A 21,028-nucleotide genomic window follows, 5' to 3' on the forward strand; every position below is an offset into this window, starting at 1 on the left:
CGAAAGGGTCGGGTCTCTACTCTCAAGACGGTTTTCCCGCGCCGGGACCGAACCGCTGAATGACTTTTCTTTCCAGGCGCTGGGCGCAGTGCCCCAACGCAGCCTTGATTTCCTTCTCCACCATGCGCGTGGAAATACCGAAGCGCTGGGATATTTCCAGGTGCGGCGCTTCCTCCAGGCGTGCGGCAATGAAGATCCTGCGGCGGCGCGCCGGCAGTTCGTACAAAGCCTTGAGCAGGGTCTGCAGCTCCTTCTGCCCACCCACCACACGGGCCGGATCCAGCGCTTCATCCGAGACCTGCAGCAATTCCTCGATTTCATCGCCCGTGAGCAAACGCGCATCGGCCTGCCGGCGGTCGGCGGCGATATTCAGGGCCATGCGATACAAATAAGCGTTGGGCTGGGCAATCTCCTGGGTATCGACCATGCGATCGACCCGCAGGTAGGTTTCATGCAACACATCGTTGGCCAGTTCCTCGGAGCCCAGGCGTCTGCGCAGGCGCACCTTGAAATCCTCATACGAGGTGAGGAACAACCTCACCAACGGGCTGCGACCGGAGTCTTTCATCGCCCGGACACCCCTTCCCCTGCTATGCATTCCATGCTTCTTCCTGATAAGTCGGGTAACAAAAGCAGGGTCACCGGCTGGCGCAACGAGCTGGGCGCCGGGCGGTCGATCCTGAGGTTCTGCAAACTGTTGACCAAGGCCTTGTCCCGCATCAGGTCGCCCGTGGAGCTGACCAGGCGGCTGTGCTGGACCACGCCGTCCCGGCCTATCCACACTTGCAGCACCGCCCGGAAACTGCCTGGGCGGGTCAACGGTGAACCACACAAATTGCGCTGGATGACCGCCTGGATCGCTGCCGCGTAGTTGCTGTCACTCAAGCCTGGGGTGACGCCGGGAGGCAGCGGCACCTCGCGGACCCGCACCGGCTGCAATGTGAACGCATCCGCCCGGGCATAGTGCGCCGCCAGTCCGGTGCCGCTGAGCAACACCCTCAACCCTTCGGAAGGTGTGAACTGCCCCTGGACACCCAGCGTATGACGCTGGCTCGACAACTGATGGTCCACCAGCACCGCCATGCCCGTCGCCCGGCTGAACTGCTCCAGCGCCGTGGTCAGTTCCTGGGGCGCGATGTCCAGGTCCACCAGGCCGACCGCCTGGATCGGCCCGGCCAGCAGACACAGCAACACCATCAGCCACCCCAAGGGCGCCCTGGTCAATCCACGTCCGCGTCCGCCCCCGGCTCTGCCCTGCTGCACGACTGACGTATCCGTTGAAAATCGTCATCCTGAGGGGTGTTTATGAATGTCGTATGACAACCGATACAAATCCTCCAGGCCGCACTAGACTGGTGCCCTGACAACACACCGTCCGCTGCGGCGGGCCAGGAGGTCGCAGATGAAACCGTGGATGAACATGATGGCAGGCCTCGGGCTGTTCATGGCCCTGCCCGGGGCCCAGGGTGAAGAAGCCCCGGCCTGTATCGAGGTAACCGTTGGCGGTTACAAGACCCCCGACTACAACTGCCTGAGTCGGCAGATGGGCAACGACCCCCAGGCCGCGAAGGCGGCGCAACAGGCCCAGGACGCCATGAATGTGCCGGTCAACGAGCGCGCTCCGAACAGCATTGGCCTGGCTACCCCGGCGGCCACGGGGGTGCGCATGGGCAATACATTCGGCACTTCGGTCAAGCCCCAACGGCCGCCGGCTACCTCGGGGACCTCGTCGCTGCTCAAGTAACGACGCCGCTTTTGTGGCGAGGGGATTTATCCCCGTTGGGGCGCGAGCGGCCCTAAAGCCTGACAGCTCGGTATGTCAGATAGATTGAGTTCTTTGTTTTTGGGGCTGCTACGCAGCCCAACGGGGATAAATCCCCTCGCCACAAAAGCAGCTCGCCACAGTCTCCTTCAGGATTGGCAATCAAGCACTGGGACTCTGGCGAAAACTCACCGCCAGCCGGTTCCAGCTGTTGATGGTGCTGATCGCCAGGGTCAGGTCCACCAATTCCTCCTCGCTGAAACAGGCCCGGGCCTGGGCATAGATTTCGTCCGGCACCTGGCTTTCAGCCAACAGCGTCACCGCCTCGGTCCAGGCCAGGGCGGCGCGTTCGCGGGCCGTGAAAAAGCCGCTGTCGCGCCACACCGCCACCGCGTAGAGCCGGCGCTCGGTCTCGCCCTGGCGTCGTGCCTCCACCGAATGCATGTCGGTGCAGAAGGCACAGCCATTGAGTTGTGAAGCGCGGATCTTGATCAAGTGCAACAGCGCCGGTTCGATACTCAGGCGGCTGGTCAGGGCTTCCAGGCCGATCATGGCTCGCATCGCCCCAGGCGATGCGGTGTAGTAATCCAGACGCGGGCTCATGGCGGGCTCCGTGGCATTCGAGACCCTCACGGTAAGCTCAGGGACCGGTCAATGACAGGTCCAATTCGGCGAAAAAACCGGGGACAAGTCCAATGCACAGGATTTTCCCCACGCAACTTCTATGCAGTCGCACAATGCGGGTAATCTTGCGCCTTTGACGCTGGCCGCCAAACAATCGCCCAGGAGCTTGCGGGTATGGAACTTCATGTTGTCATCAACGGCCGCAAGGACCTGTCGGGCCAGTTGTATCAACAATTGCGCAGCGCCATCGAAAGCGGTCGCCTGGCGGCCGGCACGCAGCTACCGCCCAGCCGCCTGCTGGCCGAGCAACTGGGCGTCTCGCGCAAGACCGTCTCCGACACCTACGCCCAACTGACCTACGAAAACCTGCTCACCGGCATCATCGGCAAAGGCACCTACGTCAACGCACGGCCGGCCAGGATCGTGCGCAAGCAGAGCCACCGCGAGCTGGCCGGTGCCGACGTCGTCGAAGCCTGGCGCACCATGCCCGACCTGATGCGCCATCCCGCCCTCGAAGGTGCGTTGCGCTACGACTTCATCGGCGGCGCCACGGGCAAGGGTCAGTTTCCGCTGGACGACTGGCGGCGTTGCACCGCCCACGCGCTGCGTCAGATTGCCAGTGCCAAGGGCTTCTACAGCCAGCCCGAAGGCCTGCCGTCGCTGCGCAATGCCATTGCCCGGCACATCGCGTTTTCCCGTGGGGTCAATTGCCAGGATGAAGACGTCGTGGTCTGCAACGGCGCACAGCAGGCTCTGGACCTGATCTCGCGGGTGCTGACCCGTCCCGGCAGCCTGGTGGCCATGGAAGATCCGGGCTATCCACCGGCGCGCTTGCTGTTCGGCTCCCAGGGCGCCACGGTGGCCGGGGTGCCGGTGGACGAGCAAGGCATGCGGGTCGACCTGATCCCCGACGGCACGCGGCTGATTTATGTGACGCCCTCCCACCAGTTTCCCTTGGGCATGCCCATGAGCCAGGCCCGCCGCAACGCCCTGCTGGCGCGGGCCTATGAGCTGGGGGCGATCATCATCGAAGACGACTACGACAGCGAATTCCGCTACGAAGGCCGGCCCGCCGATTCGTTGCAGAGCCTGGATGAGCGCGGGATCGTCGCGTACGTGGGCACCTTCTCCAAGACCTTGTTGCCGGAACTGCGGCTCGGCTATGCGATCCTGCCGCCAGCGATTCTTGAAGCGGTGATCCTGGCCAAGCGCCTCACCGACCAGCACACCTCCACCCTGCCCCAGTGGGCGTTGGCGAAGTTCATCGCCGAGGGCTGCCTGCTCAAGCACATCCGCCGTTGCCACACGCTGTATGCCGGGCGCCGCGAGCGAATCCTGGCACGCATGGGCGGGGATTTGTCGCCCTGGTTCGAGGCGGTTCCCACAACCGCAGGCTTCCACCTGGCAGTGCTGTGCAAGGTCCCGATGGACCTGGCGCTGGTGATCGAGCTGGCGAGAAAAGCCGAAGTCGGGCTGTACAGCCTTGACGGCTTTTTCAACGAGGCCCCGGTGCGGCCAGGCCTGTTCTTTGGTTTCGGCGCTATCGAAACCCTGGACATCGACATCGCCCTCGACCGTTTGCGAGATATCTTGCAGCAGGTCGCCTGAGGGATTGGACTGGGCATTTATCCGCCCATTGGCTGTTTGAGCCGCGCCCCGACGGGCCTATCCTGCACGGGTGTGGTTGAGAGCGTCGAGCAAACCCATTCGACTTGATTCAGGAGCCTGAACAATGTCTCGCCAAGTGATCAATACCGTACAGGTGCAAGCCGCCGCCGGTCGCTCGGATGAACTGGGCCGGCAATTGCAGCAAATCGTCGAGACCTTGCGCGCCATGCCGGGCTGCGATGCCTATATGGTCGACCGTTGCCCGGACGATGGCGACCGCTGGAACGTCAGCGCCCGCTGGCAATCGGAGGCGGCCATGCAAGCCCACTTCAACTGTCCGGAAGTGCAAGGTTTCATCAGCCTGATCGACAACCGCCTGGCCCGAAGCGTGGATTTCAATAGTTTTCCGGTTGTCTGAGCGCTCTTAACCTGTGGCGAGGGAGCTTGCTCCCGCTCGGCTGCGCAGCAGTCGTAAACCGGCTGATGCGGTTTACCTGGACAGTGGCGGCGTTCCGGTTGGGGCGGCTTCGCCACCCAGCGGGAGCAAGCTCCCTCGCCACGGGTACGAGCCAGCCTGATGGAAATTCTCCGCCCACCCATTGGTCTACCCACCTTCCGAAAGATTGGACGTTTGCTTGCACCACCGTGGGGCTTAGGGTGAACCCATCGCCGCTACCGCGCGAAATCACTCGAAATCACCAAGGTCCATGCCCATGAAAACCCTCTTTCTGATCGCCGCCCTCAGCCTGCTGCCCGTTACCCATACCTACGCCCACGAAGCCGCGCCTTCGGAGAAGGTCACGGTGTTGCAGGAACAATTGCTGAAAAACGTTCCAGGCAAAAAAGCCATGATGCTGACCGTCAACTATGCCCCCGGCCAGTCGTCCATTGCCCACAAACACGAAGGCACGGCCATGGCCTATGTGCTGGAAGGTGCTATTACCTCCCAGGTCAAGGGCGAACCGGCGAAGACCTACAAGGCCGGTGAGTTCTGGTATGAAGCGGCGGGTTCCGAGCACCTGGTGTCGAAAAACGCCAGCACGAGCCAACCGGCGAAATTGCTGGTGTTCATGGTGATGGGTGAACATGAGGCGGTGTTGATTCCGCTGAAGAACTAACCAATCGCACCACAGTTCCCCTGTGAGCGGGCTTGCTCGCGAAGGCGGTGCTCCAGTCAAAATTTTGTTGGCTGACACACCGCTTTCGCGAGCAAGCCCGCTCCCACAAGGGTTCTCTATTCCAACCGGCATGAAAAAGCCCCGCATCTCTCAATGCGGGGCTTTTTCATTCAACGCCGGATCAGTTGGCCGTCACGACCGCCTGACCGCTCATTGCCACGTCCAACAGCTCGCGGTTGGCGACCGCGTACATGGCGTAGTCGGTACCGCTGGCAGCACGGATGTCCACCAGCATGGCACGCCAGCGCTCGACCATTTCGTGGTGCTGCTCCAGCCACAGTGCCAGGCGAGTTTCCACGTCCTGGGCGCCATCGCCCTCTTGCAGGACCGAGATGGTGATCGCCCGCTGTTGCCAGTCGACATCATCACGGAACGCTTCACGGGCCAGTGCCTGCCAGTTGTTTTCCACCGGCAGTGCGCTGATCTGTTGCAGGTACCAAGTGATGTCCAGGGCGCTGCCCACGGCGAAGTAGGCCTTGGCCACATCGGCGGCGTTCTGGCCGGTGACGTCGGACGCCTCGATGATCGGCAGCAAGGTGTACAGGTGCGTCGTGCCGGCAACCATGCGCGCCAGCAGCTCCGGCACACCAGCGGCCACGTAGGCCTGGTAGCGGGTCTGCCAACCTTCGCGGGTCGGACCTTCCAGCAGTTCGTCGAGCTTGAGGCCCAACGCCGCCAGGTGCGGACCGAAGTGCGCCACGTCACGGGCAGCGTTCTGCTCGTTGCGGCGGCTGCGCAGGAACCAGCGCGTGGCGCGACGACCCAGGCGCATCAGCTCGTCCATCAGCTCCAGTTGCACGTCGGCGGACACCTGGTGGTCCAGGGCTTCGATCTGCCGGAACCAGTGCGGGAGATGGAAAATATCGCGCACGATCACATAAGCGCCCGCCACGTTCGCCGGGCTCATGCCCGTCGACTCCTTGAGCCGTTGCACGAAGGTGATGCCCATGTGGTTGACCAGGTCGTTGGCGATCTGGGTGCTGACGATCTCGCGCTTGAGGCGATGGCGACGCATGGCCTCGGAGAACTTGCTCACCAGTGTCGGCGGGAACGCCGTCTCCATGTCACGGGTCAGGTAGTCGTCGTCCGGTACCAGGGAGTTGAGCAGCGCTTCCTTGAGGTCGATCTTGCTGTAGGAGATCAGCACCGACAGTTCGGCACGGGTCAGGCCATGGCCCGCCGCGACACGTTCGGCCAGCTGTTCTTCGGTCGGCAGGAACTCGATGGCGCGATCCAGCTTGCCACGGGCTTCCAGGTCGTTCATCAGGCGCTTGTACTCGGCGATCCGCACGAAAGCGCGACGGGCCGCCAGGGACAGGGCCTGGGTCTGCTTGTAGTTGTTGCCCAACACCAGGCCACCGACTTCGTCGGTCATGCTCGCCAGCAACTGGTTGCGTTGCTTGTCGGTCATGTCGCCGGCCTGCACCACTTCGTTGAGCAGGATCTTGATGTTCACTTCGTGGTCGGAGCAGTCCACGCCGCCGGCGTTGTCGATGAAGTCGGTGTTGGAACCGCCGCCATTGAGGCCGAACTCGACGCGACCCAGTTGGGTCATGCCCAGGTTGCCGCCCTCGCCCACGACCTTGCAGCGCAGTTCGTTGCCGTTCACGCGCAGTGCGTCGTTGGCCTTGTCGCCGACATCGGCGTGGCTTTCAGTGCTGGCCTTGACGTAGGTGCCGATACCGCCGTTCCACAACAGATCCACCGGTGCCTTGAGCAAGGCATTGAGCAGCTCGGTCGGGGTCAGTTTGTCGGCCTTGATGTCGAAGCGTTCTTTCATCTGTGGCGAGATGGCAATGCTCTTCGCGCTGCGCGAGAAGATACCGCCGCCTTCGGACATGATGCTGGTGTCGTAGTCGGTCCAGGCCGAACGCGGCAGATCGAACAGGCGCTGGCGCTCGGCAAAGCTGCTGGCAGGCTCCGGGTTCGGGTCGATGAAGATGTGCAGGTGGTTGAAGGCCGCGACCAGCTGCAGCTTGTCGGACATCAACAAGCCGTTGCCGAACACGTCGCCGGCCATGTCGCCGACACCCACCACGGTGATGCTGTCTTCCTGGACATTGATGCCGCGTTCGCGGAAGTGGCGCTGCACGCCGACCCACGCGCCCTTGGCGGTGATGCCCATTTTCTTGTGGTCGTAGCCCGCCGAACCGCCGGAGGCGAACGCATCGCCGAGCCAGAAGCCATAGTCGATGGCGATACCGTTGGCGATGTCGGAGAAGGTCGCAGTGCCCTTGTCCGCCGCCACCACCAGGTACGGGTCATCGTCGTCATGACGCACGACGTTGGCCGGCGGTACCAGCGCGCCGTCCTTCAGGTTGTCGGTGATGTCCAACAGGCCCGAGATGAAGATGCGGTAGCAGGCGATGCCCTCGGCCGCGATCTCGTCCCGGCCGCCGCCCAATGGCAAGCGACGTGGCAGGAAACCGCCCTTGGCGCCCACCGGCACGATCACCGAGTTCTTCACTTGCTGGGCTTTTACCAGGCCGAGCACTTCGGTGCGGTAGTCTTCTTCACGATCGGACCAGCGCAAGCCACCGCGAGCCACGTTGCCGAAGCGCAGGTGCACGCCTTCGACCCGTGGCGAGTACACGAAGATTTCGAACTTCGGTACGGGCTTGGGCAGCTCCGGGATCAGGTGCGGGTTGAACTTGAAGCTGAAGTAGGACTTGTTCTGGCCGTTGGCGTCGGTCTGGTAGAAGTTGGTCCGCAGGGTGGCCTTGATCAGGTCCAGGTAGCGACGCAGGATGCGGTCTTCGTTGAGCACCTGGACGTCGTCCAGCGCCGAGAGAATCGCTTGCTCCAGGCGCAGTTGCTTGTCTTCCAGGTCATCGCCGGTGAGTTTGCGCGCCAGGTAGAAGCGGGTCTTGAACAACCGGGTCAACTCGCGAGCGATGTCGGTGTGGTTGTTCAGGGTGCTGGCGATGTAACCCAGGTCGAAGCCCAGGCGGATCTGCTTCAGGTAACGGGCATAGGCACGCAGCAGCGCCACGTCGCGCCATGGCAGGCCGGCGGTCAGCACCAGGCGGTTGAAGGCATCGTTCTCGGCATCGCCACGCACAATGTGGACGAAGGCGTCCTGCAAGGTGTCGTTGAGTTGCTGGATATCCAGGTCCAGGCCTTCGGCGGCGGTGAACGCGAAGTCATGGATCCAGAACTCGCGGCCATTGGTGTGGCGCAGGCGGTACGGGAATTCACCCAGCACGCGCAGGCCGAGGTTTTCCAGGATCGGCAGCACGTCGGACAGCGCCAGTGGCGTATCGGCGTGATACAGCTTGCAGTGCAGCTCACGCTGGCCGGAGACCTGGCCCAGCGGCTGGTAGAAGCTCATGACCAGCGGATTTTTTTCGCTCAGGCTCAGCAGGTGCTGCATGTCGACCACGGCCGAGTGCGCAGCAAAGCGCTCGCGGTAGCCGGCCGGGAAACCTTTCGGGAAATCCGACAGCACGTTGGTGCCCTGGGCTTCACCGAAGCTCTCGACGACCAGGCTGGCGTAATCGTCCTTCCAGCTGCGGCAGGCCTGCACGACTTCTTTTTCCAGCAGCAACGGGTCGATGTCGATGCGGTTCTTCGGGTCCACCCGCAGGATCAGTTGTACACGGGCCAGTACGGATTCGGAGAAGAAGGTCCAGAACTCGCAGTCCGAGGCCTTCAGGCGATCCATCAGTACTTGCTGGATCTTCTGGCGCACTTCGGTGGAATAGATATCACGTGGCACGTAGGCCAGGCAGTAGCAGAAACGGCCATACGGGTCTTTGCGCAGGAACACGCGGATCTTGTTGCGTTCCTGGATCTGCACGATGGACATGACAGTGCTGAACAGCTCGTCCACCGGGGTCTGGAACAGGTCGTCACGGGGCAGCACTTCGACCACCTGGGCCAGTTCCTTGCCCAGGTGCGCCTTGGCCTGGAAGCCCGAGCGACGCTCGATTTCCGCGACCTTGCGGCGGATGTACGGGATGGCCCGCACGCTCTCGCCATACACCGAAGAGGTGTACAGGCCCATGAAGCGGCATTCCTTGATGACCTTGCCGTCGGCGTCGATTTCACGGATCGACACGTAGTCAGGATAGGCCGGACGGTGTACGCGGCTCGGGTGCGCGGCCTTGGCGAACGACAGCGGCGTCGGTTCGCGCAGGTAATTGACGGCGTAGTCTTCGATGCGCAGGTCTTCGGCGGTCAGGCCGGCGCGCAGCAATTTGGTCAGGCCCAGGAACGAATCGGGGTTGTACTCGATGTGGCCACCATCGGCCTCGTCACGAACCACGAACTCTTCGTAGCCCAGGAAGGTGAAGTGGTTACCCACCAGCCATTCCAGGAAGCTCTTGATCTCGCTCTTTTCATCAGCGTCGATGGCGTAGGCGCTGCTGTCCAGGCTGTCGAGGATTTCCTGGACCTTGGCTTTCATCGGTTCGAAGTCGGCCACGGCCACGCGCACTTCGCCCAGCACTTGCTCAAGTTCCTTGCTCAGGACGTTGAGTTCGGCGGCGTTGGCGCAACGGTCGATTTCCAGGTACATCAACGACTCTTGCAGGATGTCGTCGCCCTGGGTGCCTTTTGGCAGGATTTCCAGCAACTCGCCCTTGCTGCCGCGACGCACGCTCAGCACGGTGGTTTGCAGGGTATGAATGCTGTAGCCGCGACGGTTCAGCTCGGTGCGGACCGAGTCCACCAGGAACGGCAGGTCGTGGTGCAGCACTTCCACGGCCGTGTGGGTCGACTGCCAACCGTGGCGTTCGTAATCGGGGTTGTAGACGCGCACCTGCGGCTGCGCGTGATCGAAGCGCTCAAGCAGGCGCCAGGCAGACAGGGTGCAGCCGGCGAGGTCGGACAACCGGCGCTGGGTAAGTTCATCGAGGGAAATGATGCCGAAGAATTGTTCAGCGAACAGCGCCACTTGTGGCAGTGCCTGTTCACTGATGTGCTGCGCCAGTGCCGCTTGCAGTTGATGCTGGAAGTCGGCCTTGCTGGCTGCGGTGAAGAACGCCATCTGTGGTACTCCGCTTGGGCTTGTTATTGATGAAAGCGTCGCGTGCAACCCCTTGCGGGGTTATCGGCCATCCCGTTCCTGATTCTCGGGCAGAGGAAACAGGATGACAGGTGGATGAAGCTGGACAGGACCCGCAGGTCACATCCTTTTCCATGTAATTTCATGTCATGGGCACCTGCAAAAAACACCCGTGGGATGGCCTTTGCAGGTGCACATCCGTTGCGCAGCTTAACGAGTGCGACAACCTGCCTGCTTGCAGCGCTGCGACATATTCGGTCATCGGCTAGCTAAACAGCCGGTACGCACCGGACAACCCTAGCAGGCTGGGGACCAAACGGCACCCCGAGGCGGTAAACCAGCAGAAAATCCTTCGGGCTGGCAGAATCCACTTTTTGCACCCCGCAGGTGCACTCGATCCTGGAGCCATCACCATGAAAATGACCACCGCCCTTCTGATCGCCAACCCGTGTGATGAAGAAGAAGACAACATGGCCATGCTCTGCTGCCACAGCACCCAGGGCGACATGTTCCTGATGACCCGCTACCCCGACGAAGATGAACTGGAAATCGCCCTCGATGGCGAGCCTTCGACACTGGACGGCGTCAAGGTCACCCTCAGCCCGACCCACTTGCTGATTGAAATTGCCCCGGCGGATGCCGATGCGCTCAACGGCGACGATGTGCTGGAGATCACCCACGACACCGATACGGCGGACCTGGCGGAAGTGGAACTGACGCTGCAGAACATCCTCAAGGGGACGGGGACCTATATAAGCCAGCTCTGAGATCCGGACACGAACACGCTCCTGTGGCGAGGAATCAGTGCGTCCGCCTTTATCCGTCTTTCTTCACGAGATTGCCATCGGCGTCATAAACCAGGTACTCGTCACTGTTATTCGGATCCCTCACGTAATAACGAGCCTCATTGCCGTTATCCGTCACGTCCAGGCTGGTGTAGGACCCCAGTTCCTTGATCACCTTGTTGTCCCGACTGATCAAGACCAGGCCGGAACCACCATCGGCCCGGATGGCCGCGGCGTAGTGGGCCTGGAACGCGCTGATCTGGTTGTAATCCAGCGGGACCTGCAACCTGCCCGCCAGGTCGATGGCACCGTAGCTGCCATCGCGTCCGACCACCGCCATGCCGTTGGAAAACGGCGTCACTTCGTCATACGGCAACTTGATGGGTAGCCGCGCGCCCTGGCGATCGATAAAAGCGAATTTCCGGCTTTTAGTGTCTTGCACCAATAGCGGTTGTTGCCCGACAAACCGGCCTATCACGTTGTCCACCTGAAGGTTGATCCGTTTACCTTGCAGGTCGAACACGTCTTGACGACTCCGATCGGCGGAGCTGGCGTAGAGCAACCCCTCGCGGTACTCGATGCCCGAGAACTGCGTCGGCAGGATCTCTTTGCCGTCCAGGGTATAGGCGCCGTACAGGCCTTCCATGACATCGGTTCGCTTGCCGAGACGGGCGATGAACACGTTGTCGGTCACGGTAGGGTTGACGAATTTCATCGGCAACACGAAACGATGACGCTTGGCATCATAGAGCCCGTAAGGGCCGTTGGTTTCGCGCTCCACCAACAGCAGGCCATTGCTCAACGCCTCGGTGATGTATTCGAACGGCAGGTCTACGAGTTTGTTGCTACCGGCGGGGAAGTAGGCGAGCTGGCTGCGCAACGCCTGCCACTCCGACTCCGGGTCGCTGGACTTCTCCGGGGAAAACAACGTGTAGGTATCGGCCATCTGGCTATCTTGCACCTGCACCCAACGGGGCTTGATCAACCACTGGCCAGCCTGATCGATGAAACCATAGCGCTCGGCGTTCCGGTCCAGGGCGATGTAACGCGCTTGTGCTGCAAGGACGTTGTCGACCTGGGCGAACTCAACGGTGTTGTCTTCCATCGGATCGAGCACATGGATGACGATACGTTGCGGGGTGGCCTCGAATCGATAGTCGACCTCGGTGTTTTTCAACGGCCCCACCTGAGCGGCCAGCGCCTCGGTCAAGCGCTGCAATTGCTGTTGCACCGCCTGGCCGGTCTTGAGCTGCTTGAGATCGCCCTTGGTCCGCAGCAACCCGTTGTAATACTCATGCAACGCCGCGATATCGCCATCGGAAGGGAACGCCCGGGCGTTGTTGCCGTTGCTGTAGAGCGCCCTGCCCGCGTCATCCAGCCCCTGCACCACGAAGGTCGACAATTTCGGTGTACTCAACCGCACGGACGCGCTGTCATCACCCAGGGCAGTGAGCTGGAAGGACTGACCGCCGTCCAGGGTCACTTTCGGGTGATCCTTGTCCAGTACCACTTTCTTGAACGCCGGGTAGCTGCGGTAAGCGACCGTGAGGCCGAGGCTCGCCAGGGATTTGTTCACCGACAGGGCGAAGGCGTCATGGGACGAGATCGTGTCGTCGGACTCGACCTGGGGCGACACCTTGAGCTCGGCGAAGGTTGTTTCGCTGCCATCGCGAAAACGCAGGCGCTGCGGCAGGTACTGCTCCGCCGCCGGCTCCTCCGGCGTGGCGGCGCGCTTCCAGAGCGGATCGAGGCGGCTGGTATCGAGCCGCACCTCAGAACCCTCGGCAAACAGCCGCTGGGTAAAACGCAAGCCTTGAATCGACGCCAGCTCAGCTTTCAGTTGCGCGCTGGTGAACGGGACAAACAGCGGCTCGTATTGCAATGGCTGCTCGTCGTCGGGCTCGCTCGTCGAAAGGGTCAGGCTCAATTGCGCGTCGCTGATCAGCTCCAGGGACCTGAGGGTTTCACCGGTGTCCTGAATCAAGTAATTGAGGCGTTTTTCCACCTCGGGCGCTGCCAGCGTACCGATGTCTTCCATGCCCCCTTCGTTCAGTTGCTCGGCGGCGAAACCTTCATCTACCGGCGCGCCGCTGTGGCGAAACAGGTAATAGGACGCACAGCCCACCACCAACAAGGTCACACTCAGTATCGACAGCAATCTCAAACGAGGCTGGGTAAAGTTCATGGTGGTTTCGGCAGTCAACGGGCTGGGGAGACAGGCAGCTAACCACACGGCCTTGCGCGCTGCAAATCGCCTGGGTGGCCCGGTTCTGATGAAGACCTGTCTGGATCGTCGCCCCTGTGCGACGCAAGCGAACCACCGCTGGTCGTGCCTGCGACACGTCGCCCTTGACGACCGATTGGGTTCTGGTGTTTCCTGAAACCGGTTTCAGAGCCACTAATAAATCCAATAAGCAGGTTTCAATCCGTGACTTCTTTCTCCGCCGCCCAGCGCAGCCGCGTGACCATGCTTGACGTCGCCGAACGCGCCGGGGTCTCCAAGGCCAGTGTCTCGCGCTTCATTGGCGAGGACCGCGCCCTGCTCTCCGAGGCCATCGCCCGGCGCATCGAGCAGGCCATCAGCGAGCTGGGCTACCGGCCGAACCAGATGGCCCGTGGCCTCAAGCGTGGGCGCACACGCCTGATCGGCATGCTGGTGGCCGATATCCGCAACCCTTATTCGATTGCCGTGATGCATGGCGTGGAAACCGCCTGTCGTCGCCATGGCTATAGCCTGGTGGTGTGCAACACCGACCGCGACGACGAGCAGGAACGCCAGCACCTGGCGTTGCTGCGCGCCTACAACATCGAAGGGCTGATCGTGAACACCTTGGGTCACCACCGTGACGAACTGTTCGAACTGCGCAGCGAAATGCCCCTGGTGCTGGTGGATCGCAAGGTCGATCGGCTCGACAGCGACCTGGTCGGGCTGGACAACCCGGCGGCCATCGAAATGGCCCTCGATCACCTCGAACAACGGGGCTACCGCGATCTGTTGCTGGTGACCGAACCGTTCGACGGCACCAGTTCGCGAATCGAGCGAGTCGAGAGTTTCAAGGCCGGCATCCAACGACGGCCTGCCCTGGCCGGCACCGTGGTGGAAACCTCTGATCAGTTGACCACGCGTATCAAGGCCTTTCTTGCCCAGCCTGGCCATGACCCCAAGGCGTTGTTCTGCGCCAATGGCATTGCCGCCCTGGCCGCCACGACGGTGTTGCGCGAACTGGGTTGTCACTTGTTCGATGACGTGGGCCTGATCGCCCTCGATGACTTGGATTGGTATCCCTTGGTGGGCAGCGGCATCACGGCCCTGGCCCAACCCACCGCCGAGATTGGCGCCAGTGCATTCGAATGTTTGCTCAAGCGCTTGCGTGGCGACAACGGGCCGGTGCGGAACCTGGATTTTGCGGCGCGGTTGATTGAGCGTGGGTCGACGCTTGGGAATGGTCGGTGATGGTGAGGCCCCTATCGCGAGCAAGCTCCCACAGGGATCTTCAGTGCGCCACAGATCCCGTGTGGGAGCGAGCTTGCTCGCGATGAGGCCCTGAAGCACACCCCCTTTTTTTAAATAAAACTGAAACCGGTTTCAGAGGTATAACAACAATGCACAACCCACCCGTCTCCATCAGCCTTTCCAGCTACGGCGCCGACCTGGTACGGCAACAAGGCCAAGGCCGTTTCATCGATCTGCTGGCCGCCGCCGGCGCCTCACGCATCGAATGGCGCGAAGAATTGCTCACCACCGAACAGCCCGCCGAGCTGGCCGCTCGCGCTCGCGCCCAGGGGCTGCAAAGTGTTTTCTCGTCGCCACTGGAGCTGTGGCTCGCCGGGCAGTCCAGGCCCAACCCGGCCCTGGCACTGACCCTGCAACGGTCCGAGGCTTTCGGCTCGGCATGGCTAAAAGTCTCCCTCGGGCACTTCACCGGCTCCCATGATCTGTCGGCACTGGCGGATGTGCTCGGCGCAAGCCCGGTGCAGTTGCTGGTGGAAAACGACCAGACCTTGCAAGGCGGACGGATCGAACCGTTGCAACGTTTCTTCACCGCTGCCCAAGAGCATGCATTGCCCGTCGGCATGACCTTCGACATCGGCAACTGGCAATGGCAAGACCAATCGGCCGCCGTCGCCGCCCGACAGCTCGGACGGTATGTGGCGTACGTGCATTGCAAGGCAGTGGCCCAGCGCGCCGACGGCAAACTGGTCGCCGTACCTCCGGCCATGACCGACCTGCACCTGTGGGAGCAACTGCTCAAGCACATGCCCGTCGGTGTAATGCGCGCCGCCGAATACCCGTTACAAGGCGAAGACCTGCTGCAATTGACCGCTGGACATGTCGCCACCCTTGCCCGCCTCGGGCAATCGCGCCGGGAGCCTGCCCATGCCTGAGTTCGATGTGTTGTCGTTCGGCGAAACCATGGCGATGCTGGTGGCCGACCAGCGCGGTGACCTGGCCAGCGTCGACCAGTTCCACAAGCGCATTGCCGGGGCCGACAGCAACGTGGCCATCGGTTTGTCGCGCCTTGGCTTCAAGGTGGCGTGGCTGAGCCGGGTTGGCGCCGATTCCCTGGGACGCTTCGTCGTGCAGACGCTGGAGAACGAAGGCCTGGATTGTCGTCACGTGGCGGTCGATCCAACGCACCCCACCGGATTTCAGTTCAAGTCCCGTGCCGACGATGGCAGCGACCCGCAAGTCGAGTATTTCCGTCGTGGCTCGGCGGCCAGTCATCTGTCGATCGATTCCATCGCGCCATCGCTGCTTGAAGCCCGTCACTTGCACGCCACCGGCATCGTCCCGGCGTTGTCGGTCACGGCCCGCGAGATGTCCTTTGAATTGATGAGCCGTATGCGCGCGGCCGGCCGCAGCCTGTCGTTCGACCCCAACCTGAGGCCAAGCCTTTGGGGCAGCGAGTCGACGATGATCACTGAAATCAATCGCCTCGCCGCCCTCGCCCACTGGGTCTTGCCGGGGCTCGGCGAAGGCCGGCTGCTGACCGGTTTCGACGACCCGGCCGACATCGCCGCGTTCTACCTGGACCAAGGCGCCGAACTCGTCGTGATCAAGCTCGGCGCGGACGGGGCCTATTACCGCACGGCGTTGGACCAAGGCGTCATCCCCGGCGTGCCGGTGGCCCAAGTGGTGGACACCGTGGGCGCCGGTGATGGCTTCGCCGTGGGCCTGATCAGCGCATTGCTCGAAGGCCAGGCCATCACCGAGGCCGTGCAGCGCGCCAACTGGATTGGCAGCCGCGCGGTGCAGAGCCGTGGAGACATGGAGGGATTGCCGACTCGCATTGAGTTATTGGCGGAATTCAATGACGCCAATCGCGAGCAAGCTCGCTCCAACAGGGGCTGACGTTAACCCTGTGGGAGCGAGCTTGCTCGCGATAGAGACCACCGCAAAACACACCTGCTGCGACAAAAACAACAAGCTCAGGAGTCAACGACATGCAAACGCTCACCCTCGCCACCCGCCGCTGGTGGTACATCATGCCCATCGTCTTCATCACCTACAGCCTGGCCTACCTCGACCGGGCCAATTATGGATTTGCCGCCGCCTCGGGCATGGCCAAGGACCTGATGATCACCCCGGGGCTGTCGTCCTTGCTGGGCGCCCTGTTTTTCCTCGGCTACTTTTTCTTCCAGGTACCGGGGGCGATCTACGCGCAAAAGCACAGTGTGAAGAAGCTGATCTTCGTCAGCCTGATCCTCTGGGGTTCGCTGGCCACCCTGACGGGCGTGGTCTCCAATGCCTACTGGCTGATCGTGATCCGCTTCATGCTCGGGGTGGTCGAGGCCGCGGTGATGCCGGCCATGCTGGTGTACCTGTGCCACTGGTTCACCCGCGCCGAACGTTCGCGCGCCAACACGTTCCTGATCCTTGGCAACCCAGTGACCATGCTGTGGATGTCAGTGGTGTCGGGTTATCTGGTGCAGCAATTCGACTGGCGCTGGATGTTCATCATCGAAGGCCTGCCGGCGGTGCTCTGGGCCTTTATCTGGTGGCGCCTGGCCGATGATCGTCCATCCCAGGCCAAGTGGCTCAGCGACCAGGAAAAACACGACCTGGAAAGCGCATTGGCGGCTGAACAGGTGGGTATCAAGGCGGTGAAGAACTATGCCGAGGCCTTCCGCTCGCCCAAGGTCATCATCCTGGCGTTGCAGTTTTTCTGCTGGAGCATTGGGGTCTACGGGTTCGTGCTGTGGCTACCGTCCATCCTCAAGGCAGGTTTGCAGATGAGCATGGTCGAGGCCGGCTGGCTGTCGTCGTTGCCGTACCTGGCGGCGGTGGTCGGCATGCTGGTGGTGTCCTGGGCCTCGGACAAGGCCCAGAAGCGCAAGCGCTTCGTCTGGCCGCCACTGCTGGTCGCTTCCATCGCGTTCTACGCCTCCTACCTGCTGGGGCCTGAACATTTCTGGTGGTCCTACAGCCTGCTGGTGGTGGCCGGCGCTTGCATGTACGCGCCATACGGTCCGTTCTTCGCCATCGTTCCGGAAATCCTCCCAGCCAATGTCGCCGGCGGCGCCATGGCGTTGATCAACAGCATGGGCGCGCTGGGTTCGTTCGGCGGCTCTTACCTTGTGGGCTACCTCAACGGCACCACCGGTTCCCCTGGCATGTCCTTCCTGCTGATGAGCGGCGCCTTGCTGCTGTCGGTCGTGCTGACCCTCGCCCTCAAGCCCGGCGCCAGCGACCGGACCGTCTCCCACCCCGCGACGCCAAACCCGGCGCCTGCCCGTTCCTGAATCGAGACCCATCCATGAAAAAGCACGTGGTGTTGTACAAAACGCTGTCACCTCAATTGATGGCTCGCCTGCAAGCCCAGGCCCAAGTCACGCTCATCGAACGCCTCGATGCCCAAGGCCTGGCACAACTGCGCGACGCCCTGCCCACGGCCCACGGCCTGCTGGGCGCCAGCCTCAAGCTGAATGCGGCGCTGCTGGACCTGGCGCCGAACCTGCAAGCCATCGCCAGCGTCTCGGTAGGGGTCGACAACTACGACATCGACTACCTGACCGAACGCCGGATCCTGCTCACCAATACCCCGGACGTGCTCACCGAAACCACCGCGGACACCGGTTTCGCCCTGATCCTGGCAACCGCCCGGCGCGTGGTGGAACTGGCCAACCTGGTGCGCAGCGGCGGCTGGCAACAGAGCATCGGCCCCCGGCATTTCGGCACCGACGTCCATGGCAAGACCCTGGGCATCATCGGCATGGGCCGCATCGGTGAAGCCTTGGCCCAGCGCGGGCACTTCGGCTTCGGCATGCCGGTGCTCTACCACAGCCACTCGCCCAAGCCTGCAGTCGAGCAGCGTTTCAACGCACGCTATTGCAGCCTCGAAACATTGTTGCAGCAGGCGGACTTCGTCTGCCTGACCTTGCCCTTGACGGCTGAAACCCAAGAGCTGATCGATGCGCAGGCGTTTGCCCGGATGCGTCCCGAGACCATCTTCATCAACATCTCCCGAGGCAAAGTGGTGGACGAGGCGGCACTGATCGACGCCCTGCGCAGCGGGCAGATCCGTGCCGCGGGGCTGGACGTGTTCGAGCGCGAGCCCTTGAGTGCGGATTCGCCGTTGTTGCAACTGGATAACGTGGTGGCGACACCGCACATGGGCTCGGCCACCCACGAGACCCGGGAAGCGATGGCGCGCTGCGCGGTGGACAACCTGCTGGCGGCATTGGCGGGTGAACGACCGGCGAATCTGGTGAATGCGGGGGCGTGGGTAGGCTGAGCAATCATCCAAGCACGGCTGTGGCGAGGGAGCTTGCTCCCGTTCGGCTGCGCAGCAGTCGCAGGCCCGGCGGGCGCGGTGTGTCTGGGGAACCGCGCCGGCTCGGTTTGATCGTTCCCACGCTCCCGCGTGGAAACGCCGCCAGGGACGCTCCGCGTTCCGCTTCTGCAAGGTGACGCAGAGCGTCACAGGATGCATTCCCACGCAGAGCGCGGGAACGATCAAATGCGAGGGCGTGGGTAGACTGAGCAATCATCCGAGCACGGCAGCGCTTCTGTGGCGAGGGAGCTTGCTCCCGTTCGGCTGCGCAGCCGCCGCAGGCCCGGCGGGCGCGGTGTGTCTGGGGAACCGCGCCGGCTCGGTTTGGGGCTGCTGCGCAGCCCAGCGGGAGCAAGCTCCCTCGCCACGGGGGTTATGTCGGCTGACGGGTTTCGATGTTGTCCAGTGCACGGTTTGCCAGCAGGCTGCCCAGTTCGATCAGTTGCTGAATGCCCAGGAGGAAATGCCGGCGTGAACCGTCCAGGTCGAACGCCAGGTCATTGACCATGGCATTGGCCGAGGCCAGGGTTTCGCTGAGGTTGGCAAGCAGGCTTTCGGTGTCGATGTCTTTGTTGACGGTGAAGAGTTGGCCGGGGGCAGGTTCTGCTTCGGGTTTGTCCGGCTTGGGGTTCAGGTAATGGTCGAGGACTCGGTCGGTGACTTCGTCGTGTTTTTGGGACGTGGTTTTTGGACGCGGTGACGTTGGATCGGTGTTCGGTGGGTTCGGGGTTACTTTGAACATGAATGAATCTCCAAATCAGAAAAAGGAGACCATCAACCTCGCTACCACACGAAGGTGGCGGCCATACGCGGGTTGGTAGACCGGTGACTTGGAGAACCGGCGCGTCCGAAGACGCCCTGCGCATGACCGCCATAAAACAGATACCAAAAAGGCCTCTGTTACAGGGGCTGTGCGACAAGTCAAAAGCCGGGCTACCAAACCCGATCGCTGATTCATCAGCGACCCGGAAACGATAGAACCTGCCTCCCAAGCGCACAAGCCGGCGGATTCTGGCGCAGTCGTAGGCAATGGTGCAAGACAACGTAGCCTGCTCCAGAGCACTCCTACGTCCCGATAAACACCCCTTCATTTTGTGAGTGCTTCGCACTCAAGCGGGAGCAAGCTCCCTCGCCACCGGGGTAAGGGCGCCTGTCGGGTGGGATTCATGGCAAGCAAACCCACCCCCACAATCTTTCCAAGCCGATCACAATTCACACGGCCAATCAAAATCCCGTTAGTCGCCACCCCCTGCCATGCATTAAAGTAACGCCCCCAGCCCCGGCGTTATCCGAACGTCCGGGGCCACCCTTTCCAGGAACAGTCACCGATGGAACATCGTGAAGCGCTGCTTGCGCTGCGAACCTTTCTTTCAACGCAGATTCTCGGCCAGGAAAAACTCATCGAGCGCCTGCTCATCGCCCTGCTTGCCGACGGCCACATGCTGGTGGAAGGCGCGCCGGGGCTGGCCAAGACCAAGGCCATCAAAGAACTGGCCGAAGGCGTCGAAGCGCAATTCCATCGCATCCAGTTCACCCCCGACCTGCTGCCCGCCGACATCACCGGTACGGAAATCTACCGCCCGGAAACAGGCAGCTTCGTGTTCCAGCAAGGGCCGATTTTCCATAACCTGGTGCTGGCGGACGAAATCAACCGCGCCCCGGCCAAGGTCCAGTCGGCCTTGCTGGAGGCGATGGCCGAGCGGCAGGTCAGCGTCGGGCGCAGCACTTATGAACTGTCGCCGCTGTTCCTGGTGATGGCCACGCAGAACCCGATCGAGCAGGAAGGCACCTACCCGCTGCCCGAAGCCCAGCTCGACCGCTTCCTGATGCACGTCAAGATCGGTTTCCCTGACGCCGCGGTGGAACGCCGTATCCTGCAGCAGGCCCGGGGTGAAGCGCTGAACGGCGAGACCAAGCCCGAACGCCGCGTGAGCCAGCAGGCGATTTTCTCCGCGCGTAAGGAAATCCTCGGGTTGTACATGGCCGACGCCGTGGAGGAGTACTTGGTGCAACTGATCATGGCCACCCGCAACCCGGCCAAGTTCGATCCGGAAATGGCCGAATGGATCGCCTACGGCGCCAGCCCGCGGGGCTCCATCGCCCTGGACCGCTGCGCCCGTGCCCACGCTTGGCTGGCCGGACGCGACTTTGTCAGCCCCGAAGATATCCAGGCCGTGCTGTTCGACGTGCTGCGCCATCGCATCATCCTGTCGTTCGAAGCCGAGGCCGCTGGCATCGACCAGGACCGGGTCGTGCAGCGGATTCTCGACGTCGTCGCTGTCGCTTGA

General features: G+C 62.3%; 17 protein-coding genes. 11 read left to right on the forward strand and 6 right to left on the reverse strand.

Annotated elements, in window-relative coordinates; genetic code table 11:
- Positions 1-22: 22 nt before the first annotated feature.
- A complete protein-coding gene (locus V7773_RS04810; RefSeq protein ID WP_072347363.1) occupies positions 23-568 on the reverse strand; it encodes a sigma-70 family RNA polymerase sigma factor in 546 nt (181 codons plus the stop codon).
- Positions 565-1,197 (reverse strand): secretin and TonB N-terminal domain-containing protein, encoded by a 633-nt coding sequence (locus V7773_RS04815; RefSeq protein WP_336072535.1) that lies wholly within the window; start codon positions 1,195-1,197, stop codon positions 565-567. The genes V7773_RS04810 and V7773_RS04815 overlap by 4 nt, the downstream gene beginning before the upstream one ends.
- A gap of 205 nt (positions 1,198-1,402) precedes the next feature.
- On the opposite strand from V7773_RS04815, the gene V7773_RS04820 reads away from it, so the two are divergent.
- Complete coding sequence (locus tag V7773_RS04820) at positions 1,403-1,744, forward strand: hypothetical protein (protein ID WP_336072494.1); 342 nt, start codon at positions 1,403-1,405, stop codon at positions 1,742-1,744.
- A gap of 180 nt (positions 1,745-1,924) precedes the next feature.
- On the opposite strand, the gene V7773_RS04825 is transcribed toward V7773_RS04820, so the two are convergent.
- The gene (locus V7773_RS04825) at positions 1,925-2,365 is read right to left on the reverse strand and encodes a carboxymuconolactone decarboxylase family protein (protein ID WP_063320778.1); all 441 of its coding nucleotides are present in this window, start codon (positions 2,363-2,365) and stop codon (positions 1,925-1,927) included.
- A gap of 195 nt (positions 2,366-2,560) precedes the next feature.
- On the opposite strand from V7773_RS04825, the gene pdxR reads away from it, so the two are divergent.
- The 3 genes from pdxR (at position 2,561) to V7773_RS04840 (ending at position 5,112) form a co-directional block, all read left to right on the forward strand.
- On the forward strand, positions 2,561-3,994 hold the full coding sequence (gene pdxR, locus V7773_RS04830) for a MocR-like pyridoxine biosynthesis transcription factor PdxR (RefSeq protein ID WP_336072495.1): 1,434 nt from the start codon (positions 2,561-2,563) through the stop codon (positions 3,992-3,994).
- Positions 3,995-4,118: 124 nt separating this feature from the next.
- A complete protein-coding gene (locus V7773_RS04835) occupies positions 4,119-4,412 on the forward strand; it encodes an antibiotic biosynthesis monooxygenase family protein (RefSeq protein WP_336072496.1) in 294 nt (97 codons plus the stop codon).
- A gap of 295 nt (positions 4,413-4,707) precedes the next feature.
- Complete coding sequence (locus V7773_RS04840) at positions 4,708-5,112, forward strand: cupin domain-containing protein (RefSeq protein ID WP_336072497.1); 405 nt, start codon at positions 4,708-4,710, stop codon at positions 5,110-5,112.
- Between the two features lie 181 nt (positions 5,113-5,293).
- On the opposite strand, the gene V7773_RS04845 is transcribed toward V7773_RS04840, so the two are convergent.
- The gene (locus V7773_RS04845) at positions 5,294-10,162 is read right to left on the reverse strand and encodes an NAD-glutamate dehydrogenase (protein ID WP_336072498.1); all 4,869 of its coding nucleotides are present in this window, start codon (positions 10,160-10,162) and stop codon (positions 5,294-5,296) included.
- Positions 10,163-10,593: 431 nt separating this feature from the next.
- Between V7773_RS04845 and V7773_RS04850 the strand changes: the two genes are divergently transcribed.
- Positions 10,594-10,947: a hypothetical protein gene (locus V7773_RS04850; RefSeq protein WP_063320773.1), complete on the forward strand. Its 354-nt coding sequence runs from the start codon at positions 10,594-10,596 to the stop codon at positions 10,945-10,947.
- 49 nt (positions 10,948-10,996) lie between these two features.
- Here the strand turns inward: V7773_RS04850 and V7773_RS04855 are convergent, their stop codons facing one another.
- The gene (locus V7773_RS04855; RefSeq protein ID WP_336072499.1) at positions 10,997-13,150 is read right to left on the reverse strand and encodes a WG repeat-containing protein; all 2,154 of its coding nucleotides are present in this window, start codon (positions 13,148-13,150) and stop codon (positions 10,997-10,999) included.
- Between the two features lie 243 nt (positions 13,151-13,393).
- Between V7773_RS04855 and V7773_RS04860 the strand changes: the two genes are divergently transcribed.
- The 5 genes from V7773_RS04860 (at position 13,394) to V7773_RS04880 (ending at position 18,701) form a co-directional block, all read left to right on the forward strand.
- A complete protein-coding gene (locus tag V7773_RS04860) occupies positions 13,394-14,419 on the forward strand; it encodes a LacI family DNA-binding transcriptional regulator (RefSeq protein WP_336072500.1) in 1,026 nt (341 codons plus the stop codon).
- A 149-nt stretch (positions 14,420-14,568) separates the two neighbouring features.
- Positions 14,569-15,351: a sugar phosphate isomerase/epimerase family protein gene (locus V7773_RS04865; protein ID WP_336072501.1), complete on the forward strand. Its 783-nt coding sequence runs from the start codon at positions 14,569-14,571 to the stop codon at positions 15,349-15,351.
- Entirely contained in the window at positions 15,344-16,318 is a 975-nt protein-coding gene (locus V7773_RS04870) for a sugar kinase (RefSeq protein WP_336072502.1), read from the forward strand. Before V7773_RS04865 ends, V7773_RS04870 begins: the two co-directional genes overlap by 8 nt.
- Positions 16,319-16,410: 92 nt before the next feature.
- Entirely contained in the window at positions 16,411-17,709 is a 1,299-nt protein-coding gene (locus V7773_RS04875) for an MFS transporter (RefSeq protein ID WP_336072503.1), read from the forward strand.
- 14 nt (positions 17,710-17,723) lie between these two features.
- Positions 17,724-18,701 (forward strand): 2-hydroxyacid dehydrogenase, encoded by a 978-nt coding sequence (locus V7773_RS04880; protein ID WP_336072504.1) that lies wholly within the window; start codon positions 17,724-17,726, stop codon positions 18,699-18,701.
- 412 nt (positions 18,702-19,113) lie between these two features.
- On the opposite strand, the gene V7773_RS04885 is transcribed toward V7773_RS04880, so the two are convergent.
- Entirely contained in the window at positions 19,114-19,482 is a 369-nt protein-coding gene (locus V7773_RS04885) for a DUF6124 family protein (RefSeq protein WP_336072505.1), read from the reverse strand.
- A gap of 586 nt (positions 19,483-20,068) precedes the next feature.
- Here V7773_RS04885 and V7773_RS04890 point away from each other — a divergent pair.
- Positions 20,069-21,028 (forward strand): AAA family ATPase, encoded by a 960-nt coding sequence (locus V7773_RS04890; protein ID WP_003202654.1) that lies wholly within the window; start codon positions 20,069-20,071, stop codon positions 21,026-21,028.

It is taken from the genome of Pseudomonas sp. 3JA (assembly GCF_036961705.1).
GTDB classification, from domain to species: Bacteria; Pseudomonadota; Gammaproteobacteria; order Pseudomonadales; family Pseudomonadaceae; genus Aquipseudomonas; species Aquipseudomonas fluorescens_Q.

Excerpts from the sequence above, each read along its gene's own strand:
- V7773_RS04850 (WP_063320773.1), top strand. The coding sequence starts at position 10,594 with ATGAAAATGACCACCGCCCTTCTGATCGCCAACCCGTGTGATGAAGAA.
- V7773_RS04890 (WP_003202654.1), top strand. The coding sequence starts at position 20,069 with ATGGAACATCGTGAAGCGCTGCTTGCGCTGCGAACCTTTCTTTCAACG.
- V7773_RS04820 (WP_336072494.1), top strand. The coding sequence starts at position 1,403 with ATGAAACCGTGGATGAACATGATGGCAGGCCTCGGGCTGTTCATGGCC.
- V7773_RS04840 (WP_336072497.1), top strand. The coding sequence starts at position 4,708 with ATGAAAACCCTCTTTCTGATCGCCGCCCTCAGCCTGCTGCCCGTTACC.
- V7773_RS04845 (WP_336072498.1), bottom strand. The coding sequence starts at position 10,162 with ATGGCGTTCTTCACCGCAGCCAGCAAGGCCGACTTCCAGCATCAACTG.
- V7773_RS04810 (WP_072347363.1), bottom strand. The coding sequence starts at position 568 with ATGAAAGACTCCGGTCGCAGCCCGTTGGTGAGGTTGTTCCTCACCTCG.
- pdxR (WP_336072495.1), top strand. The coding sequence starts at position 2,561 with ATGGAACTTCATGTTGTCATCAACGGCCGCAAGGACCTGTCGGGCCAG.
- V7773_RS04865 (WP_336072501.1), top strand. The coding sequence starts at position 14,569 with ATGCACAACCCACCCGTCTCCATCAGCCTTTCCAGCTACGGCGCCGAC.
- V7773_RS04875 (WP_336072503.1), top strand. The coding sequence starts at position 16,411 with ATGCAAACGCTCACCCTCGCCACCCGCCGCTGGTGGTACATCATGCCC.
- V7773_RS04825 (WP_063320778.1), bottom strand. The coding sequence starts at position 2,365 with ATGAGCCCGCGTCTGGATTACTACACCGCATCGCCTGGGGCGATGCGA.
- V7773_RS04815 (WP_336072535.1), bottom strand. The coding sequence starts at position 1,197 with ATGGTGTTGCTGTGTCTGCTGGCCGGGCCGATCCAGGCGGTCGGCCTG.
- V7773_RS04870 (WP_336072502.1), top strand. The coding sequence starts at position 15,344 with ATGCCTGAGTTCGATGTGTTGTCGTTCGGCGAAACCATGGCGATGCTG.
- V7773_RS04835 (WP_336072496.1), top strand. The coding sequence starts at position 4,119 with ATGTCTCGCCAAGTGATCAATACCGTACAGGTGCAAGCCGCCGCCGGT.
- V7773_RS04885 (WP_336072505.1), bottom strand. The coding sequence starts at position 19,482 with ATGTTCAAAGTAACCCCGAACCCACCGAACACCGATCCAACGTCACCG.
- V7773_RS04855 (WP_336072499.1), bottom strand. The coding sequence starts at position 13,150 with ATGAACTTTACCCAGCCTCGTTTGAGATTGCTGTCGATACTGAGTGTG.
- V7773_RS04880 (WP_336072504.1), top strand. The coding sequence starts at position 17,724 with ATGAAAAAGCACGTGGTGTTGTACAAAACGCTGTCACCTCAATTGATG.